17 protein-coding genes and 1 pseudogene are annotated in these 21,840 nt (G+C 38.5%); 16 read left to right on the forward strand and 2 right to left on the reverse strand.

The window, feature by feature from the left end; translation table 11 throughout:
* Positions 1–35 precede the first annotated feature (35 nt).
* Positions 36–1,295, forward strand: a complete 1,260-nt coding sequence (uvsE, locus tag C8U37_RS01445) for a UV DNA damage repair endonuclease UvsE (RefSeq protein WP_108031518.1) — start codon at positions 36–38, stop codon at positions 1,293–1,295.
* Positions 1,296–1,371: 76 nt separating this feature from the next.
* Here the strand turns inward: uvsE and C8U37_RS01450 are convergent, their stop codons facing one another.
* Positions 1,372–2,556 (reverse strand): ATP-binding protein, encoded by a 1,185-nt coding sequence (locus C8U37_RS01450; RefSeq protein WP_108031519.1) that lies wholly within the window; start codon positions 2,554–2,556, stop codon positions 1,372–1,374.
* A 271-nt stretch (positions 2,557–2,827) separates the two neighbouring features.
* Here C8U37_RS01450 and C8U37_RS01455 point away from each other — a divergent pair, with 271 nt between their 5' ends.
* On the forward strand, positions 2,828–4,186 hold the full coding sequence (locus C8U37_RS01455) for an AAA family ATPase (RefSeq protein ID WP_108031520.1): 1,359 nt from the start codon (positions 2,828–2,830) through the stop codon (positions 4,184–4,186).
* A gap of 432 nt (positions 4,187–4,618) precedes the next feature.
* Here the strand turns inward: C8U37_RS01455 and C8U37_RS01460 are convergent, their stop codons facing one another.
* Positions 4,619–5,065 (reverse strand): NanQ anomerase/TabA/YiaL family protein, encoded by a 447-nt coding sequence (locus tag C8U37_RS01460; protein WP_108031521.1) that lies wholly within the window; start codon positions 5,063–5,065, stop codon positions 4,619–4,621.
* A 1,156-nt stretch (positions 5,066–6,221) separates the two neighbouring features.
* On the opposite strand from C8U37_RS01460, the gene C8U37_RS01465 reads away from it, so the two are divergent.
* The 14 genes and pseudogenes from C8U37_RS01465 (at position 6,222) to C8U37_RS01535 (ending at position 21,801) form a co-directional block, all read left to right on the forward strand.
* A complete protein-coding gene (locus C8U37_RS01465; protein WP_108031522.1) occupies positions 6,222–6,899 on the forward strand; it encodes a sugar transferase in 678 nt (225 codons plus the stop codon).
* Positions 6,900–6,955: 56 nt separating this feature from the next.
* Positions 6,956–8,368, forward strand: a complete 1,413-nt coding sequence (locus C8U37_RS01470; protein ID WP_108031523.1) for a sugar transferase — start codon at positions 6,956–6,958, stop codon at positions 8,366–8,368.
* A gap of 39 nt (positions 8,369–8,407) precedes the next feature.
* Positions 8,408–9,598: a nucleotide sugar dehydrogenase gene (locus tag C8U37_RS01475; RefSeq protein WP_108031524.1), complete on the forward strand. Its 1,191-nt coding sequence runs from the start codon at positions 8,408–8,410 to the stop codon at positions 9,596–9,598.
* A 49-nt stretch (positions 9,599–9,647) separates the two neighbouring features.
* Positions 9,648–10,487 (forward strand): WecB/TagA/CpsF family glycosyltransferase, encoded by an 840-nt coding sequence (locus C8U37_RS01480; RefSeq protein WP_108031525.1) that lies wholly within the window; start codon positions 9,648–9,650, stop codon positions 10,485–10,487.
* Positions 10,488–10,528: 41 nt separating this feature from the next.
* Positions 10,529–11,719 (forward strand): glycosyltransferase family 4 protein, encoded by a 1,191-nt coding sequence (locus tag C8U37_RS01485; RefSeq protein ID WP_170100145.1) that lies wholly within the window; start codon positions 10,529–10,531, stop codon positions 11,717–11,719.
* 15 nt (positions 11,720–11,734) lie between these two features.
* Positions 11,735–12,673, forward strand: a complete 939-nt coding sequence (locus C8U37_RS01490) for a glycosyltransferase family 2 protein (RefSeq protein WP_108031527.1) — start codon at positions 11,735–11,737, stop codon at positions 12,671–12,673.
* A gap of 425 nt (positions 12,674–13,098) precedes the next feature.
* Complete coding sequence (locus C8U37_RS01495) at positions 13,099–14,226, forward strand: O-antigen ligase family protein (protein ID WP_146161793.1); 1,128 nt, start codon at positions 13,099–13,101, stop codon at positions 14,224–14,226.
* A gap of 175 nt (positions 14,227–14,401) precedes the next feature.
* On the forward strand, positions 14,402–14,731 hold the full coding sequence (locus tag C8U37_RS14800; RefSeq protein ID WP_108031529.1) for a helix-turn-helix domain-containing protein: 330 nt from the start codon (positions 14,402–14,404) through the stop codon (positions 14,729–14,731).
* Positions 14,732–15,258: 527 nt separating this feature from the next.
* Positions 15,259–16,308 carry a glycosyltransferase gene (locus C8U37_RS01505; RefSeq protein WP_108031530.1) on the forward strand — a complete coding sequence of 350 codons (1,050 nt, stop codon included), beginning with the start codon at positions 15,259–15,261 and terminating at the stop codon, positions 16,306–16,308.
* A gap of 124 nt (positions 16,309–16,432) precedes the next feature.
* Positions 16,433–17,583: pseudogene (locus C8U37_RS14805) on the forward strand (IS1634 family transposase); the annotation flags it as partial.
* Between the two features lies 1 nt (position 17,584).
* The gene (locus C8U37_RS14810) at positions 17,585–17,779 is read left to right on the forward strand and encodes a transposase (RefSeq protein ID WP_170100147.1); all 195 of its coding nucleotides are present in this window, start codon (positions 17,585–17,587) and stop codon (positions 17,777–17,779) included.
* A gap of 329 nt (positions 17,780–18,108) precedes the next feature.
* Positions 18,109–19,119 carry a hypothetical protein gene (locus C8U37_RS01525; RefSeq protein ID WP_108031534.1) on the forward strand — a complete coding sequence of 337 codons (1,011 nt, stop codon included), beginning with the start codon at positions 18,109–18,111 and terminating at the stop codon, positions 19,117–19,119.
* Positions 19,116–20,354, forward strand: a complete 1,239-nt coding sequence (locus tag C8U37_RS01530; RefSeq protein ID WP_108031535.1) for a protoporphyrinogen/coproporphyrinogen oxidase — start codon at positions 19,116–19,118, stop codon at positions 20,352–20,354. The genes C8U37_RS01525 and C8U37_RS01530 overlap by 4 nt, the downstream gene beginning before the upstream one ends.
* On the forward strand, positions 20,347–21,801 hold the full coding sequence (locus C8U37_RS01535) for a flippase (protein WP_108031536.1): 1,455 nt from the start codon (positions 20,347–20,349) through the stop codon (positions 21,799–21,801). Before C8U37_RS01530 ends, C8U37_RS01535 begins: the two co-directional genes overlap by 8 nt.
* The last annotated feature ends 39 nt before the right edge of the window (positions 21,802–21,840 follow it).

The following is a 21,840-nucleotide window of genomic DNA, read 5'->3' on the forward strand; positions in this document are numbered from 1 at the left end:
TCCATCGGGAACTCTGAATGAAAGGAGGACCCCTTATGTCCATCGGCTACGCCTGCCTCAACATCGGCACCCCCAACACCAAAATGCGGAGCGTGATGCAGCGCAATGCGACCGCGGAGAAGCTGACGGAGGTGACCGCGCACAATCTCGTCGCGCTGGAGTGGATGATCGACTACAACCGGGAGAACGACATCAAGCTTTTCCGCATCAGCTCGGATCTGATCCCGTTCGGCTCGAGTCCCGTCAACAAGCTCGACTGGACGGAAATCCACAAGGACGCCTTCGACCGCATCGGCGTGAAGATCCGCAAAAGCGGCATCCGCGTTTCGATGCATCCCGGTCAGTATACCGTGCTGAACTCGCCGACGGAGGATGTCGTGGACCGCGCCATTGCGGACCTGATCTACCATGACCGACTCCTGAGCGCGCTTGGGGCGGATCGCACCAACAAAATCGTCCTGCATGTCGGCGGTATTTATGGCGACAAAGAGGCGGCGCTGCAGCGATTCGAAGAGAATTTCCGCCGCCTCCCCGAAACCGTCCAGAACCGCCTCATCATCGAAAACGACGACCGTCTCTACCATATCGAAGACATCCTCGGATTGGCAGCCCGACTGCAGATCCCGGCCGTCTACGATAATCTGCACCACGCCATTAACCCGCCACCTTCAGGAGGGGATGACCAATACTGGATCGCCGCAGCCGCGAAAACCTGCAGCCCCCACGACGGCAACCAGAAAATCCATTATTCCCAACAGGCTCCCGGCAAACGCCCAGGCGCCCATTCCGATACGATCCAGCTGGAACCGTTTATGGCTTTCCACGCGCAGCTGCCGGACCAGCAGATCGACATCATGCTGGAGGTGAAGGACAAAAATCTGTCCGCCATCAAATGCCAAAACGCGACCACTACAACTTCAAGAATGGGACTGCTGGAAAAGGAGTGGGGCCGCTATAAATACGCCATCCTCGAAAGGTCGCCGGCGATCTACCAAGCCATCCGCACACTGCTGAAGGACAAAGAAGCCTATCCGGTCCTTGAATTCTACTGCCTGATTGACACCGCCTTCGCCGAGGAAATCCGCCCCGGCTACGCCGAAAACGCCGCCGCTCACGTCTGGGGTTACTTCAAAAAGCACGCGACCGATGCCGAACGCAGACAGTACGAAAAGAACCTCGCTAACTATCGCAACGGCACCGGAACGCTTGCGACAGTCAAACGTCAACTCTTCAAGTTGGCAGAAAAATACGAAACGGAGTATCTGTTGCAGTCGCTGTATTTTTATCTGGACTGAATGGTCGCAAAAAAGAATCAGGGAAGTTGTCGTTTTATGCCCGACCTCCTGATTCTTTTTTTTAGCTAGTATTCTGTTATACATTGTGGATCCTTTTCAGGTATTTATCGAACTGCGGTACGGTGAAATCAACTTCACCGCGATTGGCCGAATAGATAAAGCCTTTATGAATCAATTGCGCACGCAACGGCGATATGGCACTTACTGGACACTGCATCTGTTCAGCTATCGCTTTTGTCGAGCAAGGCAGAGTGCCGCATTTTACCATCGCGATCATAAAATCCAGTTCCCTTGATGTAGCCCTGTCATGCCGCACTTTAAAGAAGCTTTCATCCAAACTTTTCTCGAAATCCGAATAGACCTCGTCAACCATAGTGGCATCAATGATGCGTTTATCCACCGAGACTTTTGCCCAAACTTGATTGCCGTATTCCTGCAGGAAATAGGGGTAGCACTCGGTTATTTGAAGTATCTTTTCGAGGGCAACTTCACTGTAGGACACCCCCCATTTTTTTGCGGGTTCTTCCAGTGCCAGTCTCGCCGCACTTTGTTCCAGGGAACCGATGGAAACGAATTTGAACAGCCTTTCAGCATAGGATTTCACATCCCCTGCAATCTTGGCGATTTTCGGCAAGCCGGCCGCAAATATGATAAGCGGCAACGCTTTTTGGTTCACTCTGTGTATCGCAGCAATCAAGGCTTCGAATTCATCATCCTTCATGTACTGGATTTCATCGATGAATAAAGCGACCCCGGTTCCTTGTTTCTGCGCCAGTGTCCCCAGCGACACAAGCAATTCAGTAAGGTCGTTTTCAAAATTTCCGGTGTCGGATATGCCGACAGCTGAATCGATTTCCGAATCGATGCTGAGGCTGATTTCTCCCTCCGGCGAATATTTAATGGAAAAAGCCTTCAGAACCGACAATGCTTTGGAAAGATAACCCTTTGTTTTTGCTTTTGCGCTTAGTTGTTGGATCAGCTTTAGAATGTGCAAGGAAATATTATTTTTAAATGAACTGCGCTCCGAAATCTCAAGATGTTCATACCGTATGTCTTCCTCATCCGCCATCTCTTCTATTTTGTTCAGCAACACCGTTTTCCCTACGCCTCTGAGGCCATAATAAACAACCGAACGGGAAAAATCGCCGTTCTTGATATAAAACAAAGCATCTTCGGCTTCGCGTATCGTAGCATCACGACCGGCTAAATACTTGGGCGGCACACCCGCACCAGGCGTGTATGGGTTCAATAACTTTCTCATCTCGATCCAGCTCCGTTCTTGTATCTTCTATCCATATTATATTCCTTATTCCGGTAAATACAATAGTTTTGCGGTGAAAAAAACCTATATGTACTTATAAAGCGATTCTACTGCTCTCGAAAATAATTCTTTGATGAGGAAGGTGATAATGTCATCTCAATAGATTAAATTAATCCAAAAAATAGCAAAAATACTCATTTTAAATAGGTCATCTATTTCAAATCAGTGTTTTGTGTTATAATCTAAATACAACAAGGAAAAGAGGGATAAAATGCTAGCTTACCTATCTGTCGAAAATTTTTTCTCTTTCAAAGACAAGACGACTTTGTCGCTAGATCATCCATATAACAGCGCTGAGAAATTCAGGACGAATACGATCTATTCCTACAAAGATAAGGAAGGTTTGACACGTTCGATTTTGAATGGTGCCATCCTTTTTGGAGCAAACGCTTCCGGAAAGTCAAATTTGCTCTTGGCGTTTTCTTTTTTGAATTATTTCTTGTCCACAAATGAAAAGATGCACTCCAGCAAAGACATCATCCACAGGCCTATCCCATTCAAATTAGCACAAGATAAAACCGATATTTCATTCGACATAAGCTTCATTTCTTCTGTTCCGGAAGACGGCAAGCATATTGATGTCAAAACCTATTATAAAATAAGCTTTGACCCGGATGATTTTTATGTAAAAAATGAGGAACTAAGTTATGAAAAAATCTTAAAGACAAAATTAGGCGCAAAAAAGGTTATTTTCCAACGGGTGGGGGATGATCTGCATCCATCCAGGAATGGCCTTCATAAGATTGTTGAAAAATTATCGCAAGAAAATATAGATTACAAGTCGATATTGGCAATGATGAACTCCAGCATCAATAAAAAATATTATGAGGACGAAGTGAAAAGCACGGCATACAAAATCGTGCAGGCAGTCTACAACGAAATCACAAAAGGTTTTTCAATGAACGGCGATTACAGCAACCTAAATGATTTTATTGAAAAAGTGAATGAGGATCCGAATTTTAAGGAACAAATATTGGGGGAGTTGTATGATTTCGATTTTGCGATATCCGATTTCAACATAGAGGATATCACTGAGGAACTGGTGCAAGCAGTAACCGCGCTTCGCCGTGACACAGATAAAAAGTCGGAAGAAAGCGTCGAAAAATTCTTGGAAAAAATAAAAAATCAAAGCAATTACAAGATCACGGCAATCCATAAGGTGCAATCGCAGCGTTACGAATTGCCACTGGACTTGGAATCGGACGGGACCAAAAAGTTTTTGTCACAGTCCATAAACCTGTTCAATTCTTTGATCAACAATTCCCTCTATCTATCCGATGAATTTGACAGCAAGTACCACATCAAAATACAGGAAGGAATCCTGAAAAAGTTTCTGAAACAGGAGGATGCCGGCAGGGCTCAATTTTTGGTTGCCTCCCATAATCCATTGCTCCTTTCATCAGAATTCTTTGCTAAGGAACAAATCTGCTTGATCGAAAAAGATCGTTCAAGTCAAAGCAGTTTTATCACTTACCTGAATGATTTCAAGGACATATCCTACAACAATCACAATTGGACCAACTTGTATCTGGAAGGCCGGTTTGGCGGGTTGCCAGAGGTATTTTCCTAAATGAAAACTCATACGTTGCCGATTAATGGTATAAAGCCAATGCGGAGAGACTGCACAGCACGATAGAAGAAGCTTGTACCAATTGCAGGATAAGCAGATCAAACGCAATTGACTCTGCGCAAGCCGAGCATACAGATAGCGCATCCTTTAAAATAAGCAATCCTTCATTGTCCGATGAATACACAATTAATTGGTTCCTTGGTATATCCACGCTTTCCTACATGGATATATTGATTACCGTCTTAAGGCGCTTTGAGTAGATTCTTATCACGCGGGTACGGTATGGGTTTGAGGAATGCATTTGTACACAGGAAACAACGCCACCCTTTGGGCGTCTCTTAGTTAGCTTGCTGCGTCCTGAGATAAGAAAGAAGCCTGAACCGGCATTGCTTATGCAATAACGGTTCAGGCTTCTTTTGTTTGGTTACAGTATTACATCGCCACTTTAACGACGACTTTCTTGATCGGTGCCGGTCCATCGACTGCCAAACCCGGACGATGTGCATCCTGCGTGGTGAAGACAGCGAACTGTCCCGCATGCAGCACGAAATGATCGCCTTCCGCGTCGAAGAAGTAGACGTCATTTTCAGGGCGATCCTCCGTCTTCACGACGCCATCCAACGTGTTCCAGCCCATCTTTTCGCTGCCTTCGACGACGTACTGGATGTCCGTATATTTATAGTGCGCCTCCCAGCGGCATTCCTTCGGCAGATGCGTCTTGTATTCCTGCACCAGCGCGTACACCGCATCCCCGTCGATGTCATAGCGCCCGACAGGCAACGACGCGACATCGTTCTCCTTCAAAAACGTCAGCCCCTTGTAGAGCTGCTCGTTCAAACCTTTATAAAATTCCATATTAGCCAATGTATCAATAATCATAAAAACATTCCTCCATCCGTTCAATTGTGAATCAATAGTTCCAGTATAAGCCAGATTCCACCGATTGGATAGGCTTACAACCGATTGTTGCGATTTCTGTCGCAAATAGGATCGGCGCTGCGCGTACAGCCAACTCCGATAAGCAGCCACCTCGTCGGAGAACAACCCTTGCGCCAGCTACTCAGCTCCGACGAGAGCGTTTTGGACGGAGGACAGCGTCTCCCCGGCACCGCAACACCGGCGAAGCCGCCGTGGTCGAAGGTGATACTCTTTTGCAATTCTGTTCTCCGGCGAAAGACAACTTCACCGGATAAACAACTCGACTTAGAAAAGTGAAAAGCCGGATAGGGAATATCTTAAATTATGATTATAGTACTATAAAACAAGAAACCTGTCAGGAAAGGGCTATAATAGTACGCATCGTGAAGATGTAGTTCAATAAAATTACTTTTCAAATTTTTTCATTTCAGATATGTTTTGTTGACCTCTGGCGAGCTAGCTCTCGCCGGAGGAAAATGCCGAATCCGAAGGATGAACTCCGGCGAACGCCGCATTCATCGGAGCACAAGCCTGTCCAGCCGCCGGCCGGTGATTTTTAGGCAAGAAGTTACTGAAGAAGTCACACCTTGTCATCTTGCTGTCGGTAAATCGTAACCGAAGTATCATACGGACGACATAAATTCGGAACTTATTATAGGAAATAAACACATTCGCACAGAATGTTAACAATTGAAACGCTTACTTGTAAATTTTTCGTTTTTTTTATGAAAAGTAACGGTATATATGAGAAAACATTTCAGTTTTTGTGTAAATTCTGTGAATGGAGTGTTATCATAATAAGTACTTTAAGATATATTAAGCGAGTTTAATCATTTTTAGAAATATTTACCTAAAGTTACTGTTTAAATCAAGTAGCTAAAGGATTTTATATTGTTTCTCTGGATATATCCAACTCGCTGAATATTGACTACGGATAATTTTTTTCTAATCAAAAAACTGGATTATTTCTGATAACTAATTGCAAAAAGTATGAATTTTTTTTTGGTGACAGGTGTTAAGAAGCTATTTTTATGCATATTTTTTTCGTTAGTAAGCGAACGGAGTTCGGTTGAGGTACAAAGGATACAGCTTTATTTTCTGAAGGAGGATATTGTGTATGGAGATTGAAGAGAATTTGAATGTTGCGGCTTTTACTGGATTGGAGACCAGTGTCGTCGCGCGAAACAAGCCGATTTACCTGGCATGCAAGCGTATGACGGACTTTGTTTTGGCGCTGATCGGGCTGATTATCTTGTCGCCGGTGTTTCTGGTTGTGGCGTTCCTGATCAAATGGGATGATCCGAAAGGGACGGTGTTCTTCAGCCAGGACCGGGTCGGGAAGGACGGAGAGCTGTTCAAGATGTACAAGTTCCGTTCGATGTATGTCGACGCGGAGGAGCGGTTGGCGCAGCTGCTGAAGTACAACGAGGTCAGCGGGGCGATGTTCAAGATGAAGGAAGATCCGCGCGTCACGAAGATCGGGGCCTGCATCCGCAAGTGCAGCATTGATGAACTGCCGCAACTGTTCAATGTCCTCATGGGAAATATGAGCCTGGTCGGGCCGCGGCCGGCGTTGATCCGTGAGGTTGAGGCGTACACGAGCCATGATAAACAGCGGTTGTTGGTTACGCCGGGAATCAGCGGGTTGTGGCAAGTGAGCGGACGGAGCCGCTTGACGTTTGCGCAGATGGTGGATCTGGACTTGGAGTATGTCGTTACGCGTTCTTACTGGATGGACATCAAAATCTTGTTCAAGACAGTCAAAGTTGTTTGTAAAGGTGATGGCGCTTATTAGATAAGCGCAATTAAAAGGAGTTTGTTGTTTATTTAAAAGGCTGAGGGGTATGTAGGATGTATAAATTAGCAAACAGTGGTTGGTTAAAGCATTTTGATTTTATGGTAAATGATATTTTTTTATTGGAAGCAGCATTTATATTCTCATATATCATTCGTTTCGGGCTCTCCTCGCCCTTTGATGTGCCCATCTATGCAGTGTTGGGAGTGATCCTCCCAATCCTGCACATTTTTATTGTCTTTTTTACGGAGGAGTATTCGGGTATCCTGCGCAGGGGGTATCTGAAGGAGTTCAAAGCGGTCCTGCAGCATAACTGCATGTTGGTCGCGATGGTGACCCTCTATATGTTCGCCACACAACAGGCGGCGAGCTATTCCCGCAGTGTGCTTTTTACGTTTTGGGGAATCAACCTTGTGTTCACTTGGCTAGGCAGAGCGTTACTGAAGAGGGCATTGCTGCTCGCGTATTCGAATGAGAAGAACCTGTCCTACATGCTAGTCGTGACCTCGAAAGCAGTTGCCGAAAGAACAATCGATCAGCTGCAAAAAGAGAAGTACAGTGATTACATCATTAAAGGCCTAGCGATTGTCGATGCCGATATGATAGGCCAAACGGTCCAGGGCGTTCCAGTAGTTGCGACGGATGACACCTTGCATGAATACCTGCGGACGCAAACGGTGGATGGCGTCTTCATCCATGTACGCAACTCCTATGATGAAATTGTAGCGATCACGGATAGTTTGTTGGCTATGGGAATAACGGTCCATATCTCCTTGGATCACGTATCAAGCGAAATGCCGAATAAGGTGGTCGAGGAAATCAACGGCTACACCGTCTTGACGACCAGCATTAAGATGGCGACAACACGTCAGTTGTTCATCAAGCGCGCGATCGACATCTGCGGCGGCTTGGCCGGCTTGTTGGCGACTCTTATCGCCTTCATTATTTTCGCGCCGATCATCTATATCCAGTCACCCGGACCGATTTTCTTCTCGCAGGAACGGGTAGGCCGCAACGGCAGACGCTTCCGCATCTACAAATTCCGCTCCATGTACATGGATGCCGAAGAACGCAAGCAGGAACTGATGGCCCAGAACAAGATGGACGGTTTCATGTTCAAAATGGACGACGATCCGCGCATCCTGCCGATCGGGAAATTCATCCGCCGCGTATCAGTGGACGAACTGCCGCAAAGCATCAATATCCTCAAAGGCGACATGAGCCTGGTAGGCACACGACCACCGACAGTGGATGAATACGAACAGTATGAACTGCACCACAAACGCAGACTGGCATCTAGACCTGGTCTGACCGGCATGTGGCAAATCAGCGGACGGAGCGATATCACCGACTTTGAGGAAGTCGTGAAATTGGATACCGAGTATATCAGCAATTTTTCATTAGGGTTATACCTGAAGATTCTTTTCAAAACCGTGGGCGTCGTGCTTGGGAAAAAGGGATCGGTTTAGCAACAGCACTCATTTAAAACATACATAATATTTCTGAAGATGAAAGAAGGACGAGGACAAGTGGCAAAAATTACAGTTGTGGGTACAGGCTATGTAGGATTATCAAATGCAATCCTATTTGCGCAACACAATGAAGTACGGGCATTGGAAGTTGTTGAAGAAAAAGTGAATCTGATCAATCAAAAAAAATCACCAATCGCGGATAAAGAAATTGAAGAGTATCTGGCGACTAAAGAATTGAATCTGATTGCTACAACAGATAAAGAATTGGCATATAAGGACACTGATTATGTTGTCATCGCGACACCCACTAACTATGATGAGAAGAAAAATTTCTTTAATACATCTTCGGTGGAGTCTGTCATCGAGGATGTATTGTCTTATCGTCCTGAAGCGACAATGATCATCAAATCAACCATACCGGTAGGCTACACCGAACAGATCCGCGAAAAGTATGGAGTCAGCAATATCATCTTCTCCCCCGAATTCTTAAGAGAAGGAAAAGCTTTATATGATAACCTGTATCCTTCCCGCATCATAGTTGGAGATAAAACAGAACAAGCAGAAACCTTCGCGAACCTATTAGTCGAAGGCGCAATTAAAGAAGATATACCAGTTCTGCATATGGATTCCACCGAAGCAGAAGCAGTCAAATTATTTGCAAATACTTACTTGGCATTGCGTGTAGCTTACTTTAACGAACTTGACACGTACGCAGAAATACGCAACCTGGATACAAAATCAATTATAGAGGGCGTGGGTCTGGATCCACGTATTGGTTCTCACTACAACAATCCTTCATTTGGTTATGGTGGCTACTGCCTCCCTAAAGATACAAAACAGCTCCTTGCCAACTACGAGGATGTTCCTAATAACTTAATTGGTGCAATTGTTGAATCCAACCGCACGCGTAAAGACCATGTTGCCAATATGGTATTACAACACAATCCAAAAGTGGTGGGTATCTATCGCTTAACGATGAAGTCAGGATCCGATAATTTCCGTTCTTCTTCAATCCAAGGAATTATGAAACGTATCAAGGCAAAAGGGATTGAAGTTGTAGTCTACGAACCGGCTTTACAAGAGGAAACATTCTATAATTCAGAAGTTATAAGAGATTTGAATAATTTCAAAAAGATATCAGATGTAATTGTATCTAATCGCCTTGCAAACGAATTGCTTGATGTTGAAGATAAGGTTTATACAAGAGATCTATTTCGTAAAGACTGAAAATATGAATAAGAAATAGATGTTAGACGTTATAGGGGAGGAGAACCTCATGCCAGCAGAAATTAACACAAAAGATTCAGTTTATAATGTACAACCTGATAAAGTTAAAGGTTTTATATGGAATAATTCATACAAGCGGACAGTGGATAAAACGAAGATCCCGGTTTGCAATATTTTAGGTGTAAATATCGCTGCTATCGATACGGAATGGGCTTTGGATTATTTCAAAAAGTACTTAAAAGATTTGTCAGGTGACTACGTATGTGTGTCCAACGTTCATACCACAGTAACTAGCTATGAAGATCCTGAATATTGCGACATCCAGAATGGAGGCATTATGGCTCTTCCTGATGGTGGTCCATTGTCATCTGTGGGAAGAAAACGTGGGCACAGTAAAATGGCTCGTGTTACCGGTCCAAGTTTAATGGGAGAAATTTTCAATATTTCTGCAGAAAAAGGATATCGTCATTATTTTTATGGGTCTACAGAAGAAACATTAGAAAAATTATATAGTAAGTTAGAACAGAAGTATCCGGGATTACAAATTGCTGGTATGTATAGCCCTCCTTTTCGCCCAATCACCGATGAGGAGAATGAAATGATTGTTAAGATGATTAATGATACAAATCCAGATTTTGTATGGATTGGCTTAGGCGCTCCAAAACAAGAAAAATGGATGGCAGCCCATCAAGGGGAAATTCAAGGGTTAATGGTTGGTGTAGGCGCGGGGTTTGACTATTATGCTGATAATATTAAAAGAGCTCCTGAATTTATGCAAAGAAATAATTTGGAATGGCTATATCGATTGCTACAAGATCCAAAGCGATTATTTAATAGATATCTATTAACAAATACGAAGTTTTTAAAATTGATAGCAATTGGAAAATAAAATTATCCCAAAATTAAATGAAGAATAAAGTTGGAGATGCAATGGAGAACTTATATAAACCTAAAGTCCTATTGGTACATAATTTTTATCAAGTTCCTGGTGGGGAAGATACTGTTTTTAAAAATGAGAAAGAATTACTTGAAGAAAATGGACACGAAGTAATCACATATACCAGAGATAACGAAGAAATAAATAATTTTCATTTATTTGGGAAAATAGGTTACCCATTTAATGCGGTTTTTTCATTGAAAACCTATCATGAAGTAAAAAAAATTATTTTAGCGAATAAGATAGATATTGTCCATGTGCATAATACATGGCCCTTAATTAGTCCATCAGTATATTATGCAGCATTTCACTCGAATGTATCTGTTGTTCAAACTGTTCATAATTTTAGATTGATATGTCCAGGTGGAACTTTATACCATAATGGAAAAATCTGTGAAGATAGTTTGTATAAAGGATTGAGAAGTTCAATAAAGAATAAAATCTATAAAGGAAGTCTTATTCATACATTAATAAGTGCGGCAACATTAAAAATACATAGAGTAATAGGTACTTATAAAAAGGTTAATTATATTTTCTTAACCGAATTTAACAAGAAAAAAGTTTTAGAGTTAAATAATAAGGAACGTATAATAATTGATGAGAGCAAGACATTTATTAAACCAAATTATGTGAGCATGGATAGAGAAATTATTCCTTTTGATGAAAGAAAGAATCAGTTTGTTTTTGTTGGAAGGCTGGATAAGTTAAAAGGAATTGACTTGCTGTTAGAAGTTTGGGGGCGAATTAAGGAAACCGATCTGATTATCTGTGGTACAGGTCCAGAAGAAGAATGGTGCAGAAAATATATAGAAGAAAATAGAATGTCTAATGTATATTTGATGGGATATATCAAAAATGAGAAGGCAAGAGAAATTATATCAGAATCTAAAGCGTTAATTCTACCAACACAGTTATACGAGGGATTTCCAATGACAATTGTTGAAAGTTTTGCATGTGGAACCCCAGTGATTGGTAGTGACATAGGGAACACAGGTAATCTGATTAAGGAAGGACTTACCGGTAAAAAGTTTCAATTTGATTCTGCTGACAGCTTAAGAGAAGTTGTCAACAGAATTCATGATATGACAGATTCTTGTAGACTTGAATATGAATCTAAGTACACTTCAGATATAAACTATAAAGAATTACTGTCAATATATGATTTTATGTTGGATGGAAAATAATAAAGGAGGATTAATATGTGTTTAGTCAGTGTGGTAATTACAACATATAATAGACCAGTGACAATATTAAAAAGAGCTTTAGATAGCGTGGTACAACAAACGATGACTGACTTCGAAATTATCGTCGTAAATGATGCTCCAAAATCGATAGAATTAGTAAATGAAATTAGAATATTAATTGATTCATATAAAAAGGATAATATTATATATATAGTTCATGCTATTAATTCTGGAGCATGTCAAGCAAGAAACACAGGCATAAATAAAGCAAAAGGAAAGTTTATAGCTTTCTTAGATGATGATGATGAATGGATAAGTGAAAAGCTTGAAAAGCAGTTGGTGTATATGAAAAACGATAATGTTGGACTAGTATACTGTGCTTCAAATATTGTGTCGGCAAACGGATCTCAAAAACGATATATACCTAAAAAAGTGGAAACAAACTTCTATGAAGAAATATTACGTACTAATTATGTAGGGTCAACGTCATTTCCTTTATTAAGGCTAAATTCTGTAAAGGAATGTGGTATGTTTGATATTATGGCGGTTAGTTCTCAAGATTATGATTTGTGGATAAGGATTTTAAAACATAGTGAAGCTAGGTTAGTACAAGAGCCATTAGTAAATTATTATTTGAGTGAGGATTCCACCTTTAGCAATGTTGCTAAGTATGCAGAGGGTGATTTATATTTAATGAATAAGTACAAAATAGAATTCGCTAAATATCCTAAAGCTTATAGTTATCATGTTAATAATTCTGCATTAAATATGTTGGCATTGAAACATAGGGTTAACATAAAAATGTATTTAATTTTTAAAATTAAAGGTATACTTACTAACCCTTTAAGTGTATATAACTATTTTTTACTTTGTATTAAGGCCATAAATAAAATTAAAAGGATTAAGGCGTATAAATACTCCTTAATTTTCATAGATTTCCAGAAGACAACTTGAATCATTGGTCTTTTAATGTTTTTTAAAAATCAATCAGGATAAAAAGTGATAATCAATTTTGTAATCATACTGCACTGTTTATGGCATCTTAAATTGTCCACAAACCGAATATATTTGCTTGTAAAATTTAGTCAATCTCTAGGTTGAACGATGAAATTTGCACTATATAAGTTGAATTAAAGAATCGCCTCTAAGTATCCCTAGCTACCAATCAGTTCAGGGATGGTTAAAGGTATAATTCCTTCTAAATTCGTTGGTAAAAACAATAATTCAACTTATATAACTAAACAATAGCTAGAACAGGTGTTAAGGAATATATAAATGCGTTTAATTTCCCTTTATTAATAGCAGCATATTATATTATAAAAGTGGAGACATTAATAGAATAAAACACAAAATTAATAATTATGTTTAGTGAGGATATGATGAAATTAAAAATAACAAAACACAATATTCCCGATTTAATGCTGCTTACAATTATATCTGGAATATTATCAACTAATGGTTTTCTCAAATACTTAGTAGTAATATTAATAAGTATGATTCTTTTATTAAAAAACAGAAAAATAAATATTACACTTGAAATAAAGGGTATTCTTTATCCGATAGTATATTATGTTTTAATAGGTATAATGATAGCAATATTAAGTGGGAATGTAAGTATATATACATTTAAACAAATTGCTTTTTATTCAGTTCCGTGTTTATTTTCTATTGCGCTGTATTCGTCTGTTTCTTTGAAGAGATTTAAAAAAATGACTCAGATTCAATTTTGGTCTATTTTAATAATATTTTTAATAAAGAAAATACCCGAATATAATCCAATAGATTTATTAGAATCAGAACTAGCATTTGTTTTTGGGGCATATATTTTATATTTTATATATCTAAAAAAAAATTTTAATGTATCTATTGCCATTATTGCTTTAATTCTTGCTCACAAGAGGATTGTTATAGTAGCAATAGTAATTGTTACGTTTATTTATTATATAATAGATATATTTAAAGAGGTAAATAAGAGAAAAGTGTTGATGAGTGTATATATTGTTTTTATTGGTTTGGCTTTTTTCTTAATATATTTTATTAAATCGGGAGAATTTCTTTTGTTTGTAAGGGAGTATCAAATCAATACCCAAGGAAGAGCTGATTATATTTATCCTATCTTTAACGATCTATATTCTTTTAGTATATTTTTTAGTGGTAGAGGAATTGGATATGTTTTAAATGTTTTACATGTATATCCTCTTAAAAATTTGCATAATGATATATTAGCGATGTTCATAGAAATTGGTTTTGTTGGATCTATAATTTATTTTTATCTATATAAATTATTTTTTGATAGATTATACATTAGAAAAGGAGAGAGAATTGCAAGGTTTATTATGCTTTTGTTTATTTATACTTTTATTTTATATATATCAGATAATGTAAGTATATACATATCTTATTTAATCCCTTTTTACATGATTATACTATCATCGAGAAATAACGATGAAATATCACAGAATACCAAAAAAATACAGAATAGTACTCGGTCAAACCTAAAATCATAGAATAATTTCTTTTTATGCTATCTTTGTATTAAGGAAAGAGAGGTGTTCATCATGCCAAAACATCTTTATCACGTAATGCTTTCAGATAGCGAAAAAAAGCAGTTGCTTAGCCTTATTTCGAAAGGATCTTGCCCGGCACGAACCATTATGCACGCCAACATCTGGCTCGCCGCTGATGAGAACAGTTCTAGTAAGAGGAAGACGGAAGCTGAGATTGCGGCTCGGTAATCTGTTCATCACCAGACTGCCCATTTTTGTCCGCAAAACATATGCGCTTTTTGGGTTAGAAGCTGCTATTTTTAGGAAAAAGCGCGTGAAACCACCAACAGAGCCAAAAATAACAGGCGAAGTAGAGGCTAAAATCATTGCCTTAAGCTGCAGCGAGCCACCAGTTGGAAGAGCGCGTTGGGCCCTCCGTATGTTGGCAGATAAAGCGGTAGAACTCGGATACATTGAAAGTATCTCTCATGAATCAGTGAACCATGTCCCCAAAAAAACGAATTGAAGCCCCACCTCCACAAGTGTTGGTGTATCCCGCCCGAACACAATGCTGATTTCGTGGCATGCTTGGAGGACATCCTAGAAGTATATCAACTACCATTTGATGAACGCTATCCAGTGATTTGTATGGATGAAAAACCTTGTCAGTTGACTGATGAGAAACGCAATCCCATTCCGATGCAGCCAATTAAGCCCAAAAGGAGAGGACGTGAATACGTTCGGAAAGGGATTTGTAATATTTTGTTTAATAACGAATGGCTTAAATATTTCGTGCGCGAGAAAACGCTACTTCATTAAAGCCAATTGGCAAAGATAATTTGTTAATAATCGCAAGAGCTAAAAAATTAAACTTGTAAGATGATTTTAGAAGAATGAAGGAATAATATAAATAATAGTAATAGAATTAATTGCTTATTTTCATGTTTCTTCTTAAAAGATTAAGTAAAAAATATAGATTAAGCTTCTATAAATTCGAAAGTTTAATAAATTTAAGTCGTTTGAAATTTTTAAAAGAAAGCGTAGGATAATAATATGAAAAGGGTAATATTTGTTCCAACTGCGACAAATAGTAATAAATATGTTGAATTAATGAGGAAAGCGATTGTGCAAGCTAACTATGAATTGTCAGAAAATAATAGCTTTCTTGATGTGCTACGTAGTGACATTGTACATTTAAATTGGTTTGAAGGAATTCCGGCTGGAGGTACATTAAAAAAAAGGATTAGCTATATTAAAAAAATGTGTGCGCTCATGACTCTAAAATTGCTAGGTAAAGAAATTATTTTCACTTTACATAATAAAATGCCGCATGAATGTGAGGAGGCACGATATTCAACAAATTTAATGAACTGGTTAATAACGGAATCGAATAGTATAGTAGTTCATTGCCAAGAAAGTTATTCAGTCTTAAACAAAATTTCAAATGATATTCCAAATGAAAAAATATACTACGTGCCACATCCTAACTATATCGGGGTTTATAAAGATAAAATTAAATACGAAAAATATAAGAAGAAAGAGAATGAACTTTTAATACTTTTTATGGGAGCAGTGAGACCATATAAAAACGTAGAAATTATTATACATGCCGCTAATCAGCTGAAGAATTATTCGGATATCAACTTTTTAATCTGTGGGAAATGTTCATCAGAAGAGTACAGACTGTCTTTAATGTCAATGATACAGGGAGCAAATATTACAACTGATTTACGCTTTATCAATGATGAAGAAATTCCTTCGCTGATGGCACTTGCTGATGCATCTGTATTACCCTATAATACTAATTCTGCACTAAACTCTGGTGCAGCATATCTAGCATTTTCTTATGAGAAGACAGTTGTTTCGACTGATATTGGAACTGTTAAGGACCTAGATAGTAATGACTTTTTGTATAGCTATCAGTATTCTGAAAATGAGGAAGAGCATGTTAATGCTCTTGTAGCTGCAATTATGCGTATGTATGTAGAACGCTCAGATAATAACTCACATATTGCATGGCAAGGAAAACAGCTGTTTGAAGAAATGACTATCCACAATTCCTTGGACCTTGTTGCAGAAAAAATACGAAATGTGTATAAATAACAAGGATTTTGAATAGTTAATACTGCTACACAAACTGATATCTTACTACAAATTTAAAATGAAATTTATACTATTTTTGATCCTCCATTCCCGTGTAAATTATAACGTGGAAAGGCTTGATATGATGAGTTTAGTGTATACAACGAACAAGAAAAATGGTACTACCTATGTTTATGAATCAACTAACTATTGGGACAAAGTTTAAGAAGCAGTCGTTTAGCAAGCGGGTCTGCATCGGAAAACTAGATGAACTGGGAATCCGATTCCTTCAAAACGATTGGCTATGCCGATGGCATTAGTACTTGCAAAACAAGGGTTAGTACAATCAACTGTAATAAAACGCAGCTATTACGGTGCGACATATCTGTTTGATAAAATTGGAAAACTGCTTGGTATTACAGCCGATTTAAAAGCCTGCTTTCCTGAAAGCTATAAGCAGATGCTCTCGATCGTCTACTTCTTGATTTTGGAAGATTGTAATACGATGCTACGCTTTCCGAAGTGTGACCGAACCCATTCCCAGCCATGCGGCAGTTGCATTCCTTCACAAATGAGTAGTGATCTGTTTGCGTCCGTTACGGAAGAAGCTAAAAATCGCTTTTTCAGCTTACAGGCTAAGTGACGAGCGGAGAATGAATATTGGGCTTATGATACTACCAGTATTTCCTTCTATTCAGAAATGCTCAAACAAGTCAAATACGTCATCAACAAGGACCATGATCCACTCGCGCAAATTAACCTTGCCTGTTGTTTGGCGAAGAATCCGAATTACCGTTTTATTACCGTAAATTGGCAGGTAATATTAGTGACGTTAAAACAGTTAAGTACTTGCTTGCCGACTTAGGCAATCTTGGTTTTAAAAAGGTAAAACTCGTAATGGACCGAGGGTTATACAGCAAGGAAAATATCAATGCCCTATATCAAAATCATTTGAAATTTTTGATGGCTACAAAAGTATCCCTTAAATACGTGCAAGAAGAGTTAAACAAGGTTCGGGATAACATCCGCACCCGCGCCAATTACAATGCAAGCTACCAACGCTACAGCCATACTGCCATGATAGAATGGGAGTACATACAAAAACGGCCAAACAAAGGCGATGCTATTGAAGAAAAACGGCGTATGTACCTGCATATTTATTTTAGTGGCGAAAAAGCACTGGAGCATGAGAACCGTATCAACGAGCTTCTTGATCGTCTTGCAGAAGAACTTGTTTCCGGGAATCGCAGAGCGGAACACGAAAAGCAGTGTGCTAAATATTTTGAAATCACCACATATGATACTGGCGAAAACTCTGTGCGAGGAGAAGGAAACTTATGATGTTATTGTATTCCAGGAATTTCTAGGTCACATCCTAAATCACTACCCAGAAGGAAAGACCGTGATAATCCTGGACAAGGCTCGGATTCACCATGCCAATCTTCTCAAGCCATTCCTCGAACAGCCTGGGAAGCGTATTGAATTGGTTTAGCTCCCACCCTAAAGTCCGGAGCAAAACGTGATGAAGGGTCTCTGGAAGCGGCTCAAGGAGGCCGCCATCAAAAATGTTTTCTTTTCGAAGTCCAACAAATCATACGGGTTGTCAGAGCATTCCTTCAGTGGATCAACCAATAGAGAGGAACTTTCATTTACTGCTTATACATGCGAATATTTTATTCAGCTTGTATAGAGAAAACAAGGAGGAATTATTCTAAGTATTACTGTTTATTTATTAATTTTTTGACGTTTGTTATGAAAGATGATATAAATTCAGAAGAATGGATAGGTAGAGCATGTGGTTGATTAATTAGGAGGTAAAAAATGGGGAAATTTTATGGGATAATCTCATTGAGAGAAATAAAAAAAGAAGTTTTTCGGGATGTGGTATATGAATGGGAGGATCAAATTGCTAGGATTGAGAAAGTACCTATAGTAAACGTAGATAATATAAGTGTTACTGAACGGAGTGACAGAAATATCTTTGAACGCATATATAGCTTTGTGATTAACAAAAAGCAATTTAATAAACTTGATAAAACAAAACCAATTTATTTTGCATTCTTAACGTTGGTAAATGATGTTTTATATGTGCAAAACAAGAATTGTATACCAGTATTTATTGATGTTTGGAATGATAGAATTGATTATGTGCGAAAAAAAATGAGTAATGGTACTCCATTTTTTGTGACATCGCTAGATGTTTATGAAAAATTAAAAGGTGCATCAGAAAAATTAGATGTATATTACTTGCCCTTATCTGTATCAGATATATGGAAAAGTGATCTTATTCCGAAAAAAACAATAGATTTGGTTCAAGTTGGAAGGAAAAATGAGGTCCTTCATAATTTTGCTCTTGAATATATAAAAACTCATCCAACCTTGGAATACGTCTATTCCGGGAAAAATGGTACAACAGGGGATTTAAAATATTTTTCTACTACTCGTGGGGAAATAGGTGCTATAAATACAAGGAAAGATTATATGGACTTATTGAAGAACTCACATATTTGCTTGTTATCATCTCCTGGTGTTGATTCATCAAGAAAAAATGCGGAGGATATTGACTTTCCTACACCTAGATTTTATGAAACCGCTGCTAGCTATTGCATTATGCTTACGAGGCATAGCAATCATAAAGAATTTGAAATCCAAGGGATTGATTCTATTTGCTATTCAATTAATAGTTATGAACAATTTAGTGCGATTATGGATAGAATCGGAGCAGGAGAAATTGAAGTTGATACAAAAAAATATGGAAATTTCATAGAGAAACATTTAACATCAACGTGGTATTCTGAATTTAAAGAGAAGATGAAGGGGTTTATATCATGAAATATTTAATTTTAGGAGCAGGACCAGCAGGGCTAACTTTAGCAAATAGACTAAAACAAAGCGGTGAAACATCTTTTCTTGTTTTGGAAAAAGAAAATGAGGCAGGTGGGCTTTGTCGTTCGGTAGATGTTGACGGATCACCCTTTGATATAGGCGGTGGTCATTTTCTAGATGTAAGAAGGACGAACGTAAATGATTTTCTTTTCCAATTCATGCCGGAGGATGAATGGGATAAATATGATCGTGACAGCCGTATAGAAGTAAACGGAAATGTAGTGAGTCATCCAATTGAAGCAAATATTTGGCAGATGAAATTGGATGATCAGGTGGAATACTTGAAATCCATTGCTGTTGCAGGATGCAATTTAGGATCAGAAATGCCTAAGGATTTTGTGGACTGGATTTACTGGAAGTTGGGATCTAAGGTAGCTGAAGATTATATGATTCCATACAACCAGAAAATGTTCAGCAAGGAATTGGATCAACTTGGAACTTATTGGCTAGAAAAACTTCCCAATGTTAGCTTCGAGGAGACATTACTGTCCTGTCTGACAAAAAAAGCATATGGGGAGCAACCTGGGCATGCACAGTTCTATTATCCAAAGAAATATGGTTATGGTGAGCTTTGGCTTAGAATGGCTGAAGCGATAAAAGAGAACATTGAATATAACAAATCAATCCAAAGCATTGATTTTTCAAATAAAATTGTGATGACTTCCGATGGAACTCAATATCAAGCCGATATAATTATTACAACAATACCGTGGATGGGATTTAAAGAGATTATCGGTATGCCTGAAGACATCAAGGAGAGCATTCAGCAGTTGAAATTCAGTTCTATTCAGACGGGGTATGTTGCAGAAAAACTTGATACCGATGCACAATGGATTTATTGTCCAGATCCCAAACTGCCTTACCACAGAATACTTGTAAGACATAATTTTTGCCCTAACAGTAAAGGATATTGGACAGAAACGAATGGCGAGCGCATTGAAATGGAGGAGCCAAGCAACAACTTCAAGTACATGAATCAACATGCATATCCCCTTAACACTATAAGCAAACCGGAAATAATGGAAAAATTATTGAATTGGAGTGCGGGACAAAGTGTATATGGACTAGGACGTTGGGGCGAGCATCAGCATTATAATTCGGATGTCACTGTCGATTTGGCAATGCAATTAGCCGATAAGTTTATCAATAGTATCAGCGATACAGGTAATTGTAATGACTGAAAGTAAAAAAAAATCCCTTAAGCTGAATATGGGATTGAATGCAATTAAAGGATTAATGAGTATCATTTTTCCTTTGATTTCATTTCCCTATATTTCTAGAGTGATTGGGGTAGAAAATATAGGTAGATTTAACTTTTCTAATTCAATTATTAGTTATTTTGTTTTGTTTGCTGGTCTTGGGATTTCTACCTATGCGATTCGTGAGGGAGCCAGATTTCGTGAGAGCAAAGGTGAATTTCAAAAGTTTGCGAATGAAATGTTTTCGATCAATATCGTGTCGACTGTTTTGTCATACGCACTATTGATTGTATTATTTATTGCTATACCAAGATTTCAGGGTTATAAAAGTTTACTAATTATTTTATCCTTGCAAGTGATATTTAAAGCAATCGGTATTGAGTGGATATATTCAATCTATGAAGATTATGCGTATATTACTGTAAGGAGTATATTATTTCAAATACTTTCTCTAATACTTATGTTTTTACTCGTTCATAGTGAAAATGATTTAAATATATACGCAGCAATAACAGTTTTCTCAAGTGTAGGTTCTAATGTGTTAAATTTTTTTTATGCGAAGCGTTATTGTGAGGTTAGGTGGACAAATAAGATACGTTGGCGTAAACATATAAAGCCAATAATGGTATTGTTTGCAATGTCTGCTACAGTTGCGATATATGTAATTTCTGATACTACGATACTTGGACTAATATCCGGAGACTACAGTGTGGGTGTATATTCAGTATCAACTAAGGTATATGGCATTATTAAGACAGTCTTGGCTTCAGTGCTGGTTGTATCAATTCCGCATCTATCTTCATTATTGGGAAATAATGATATGAGCGAATTCAATTATGTTGCGACTGATATTTATCAAACACTTTTAACACTTCTTCTGCCTACTGCGACTGGAATAATTATCCTGCGGAAACAAATTGTCCTGCTTATTTCTGATAGTACATACATTGCTGCAACAACATCTTTGGCATTACTAAGTATAGCTTTAATTTTTTGTTTAGGTGCATGGTTTTGGGGGCAATGTATTCTGGTCCCAATGAAAAAAGAAAATATTGTTTTCAAAGCTACTTTTACCAGTGCAGTACTAAATATTGTATTAAACTTCATACTGATTCCTAAATGGACAGAAAATGCAGCAGCATTTACAACTGTTCTAGCTGAGGGACTCGCATTCCTTTGGTGTATGTCTGAAGGGAAAAAGTATGTACACCTAAAAGATATAGGGAAGACTACGTTAAAAGTTATAATCGGTTGCTCTGCCATTGTGCTGATTTCATTATTATTGAAGCCATTAAATCAAAGTTCAATTCTTTATACAATCTTAACAGTTGGAGTTTCCATTATTGCATACTTTTTAATTGAAATTAAATTAAATAATGCTGCAATGAATATAATTATGATAGGTGCTATGAAAAAAATTGGGAAATAAACGTAGTAATTGGGAATATACTTTGATACATCAATTCTA

The sequence above is a fragment of the Trichococcus patagoniensis genome (assembly GCF_003051085.1).
Taxonomy (GTDB): domain Bacteria; phylum Bacillota; class Bacilli; order Lactobacillales; family Aerococcaceae; genus Trichococcus; species Trichococcus patagoniensis.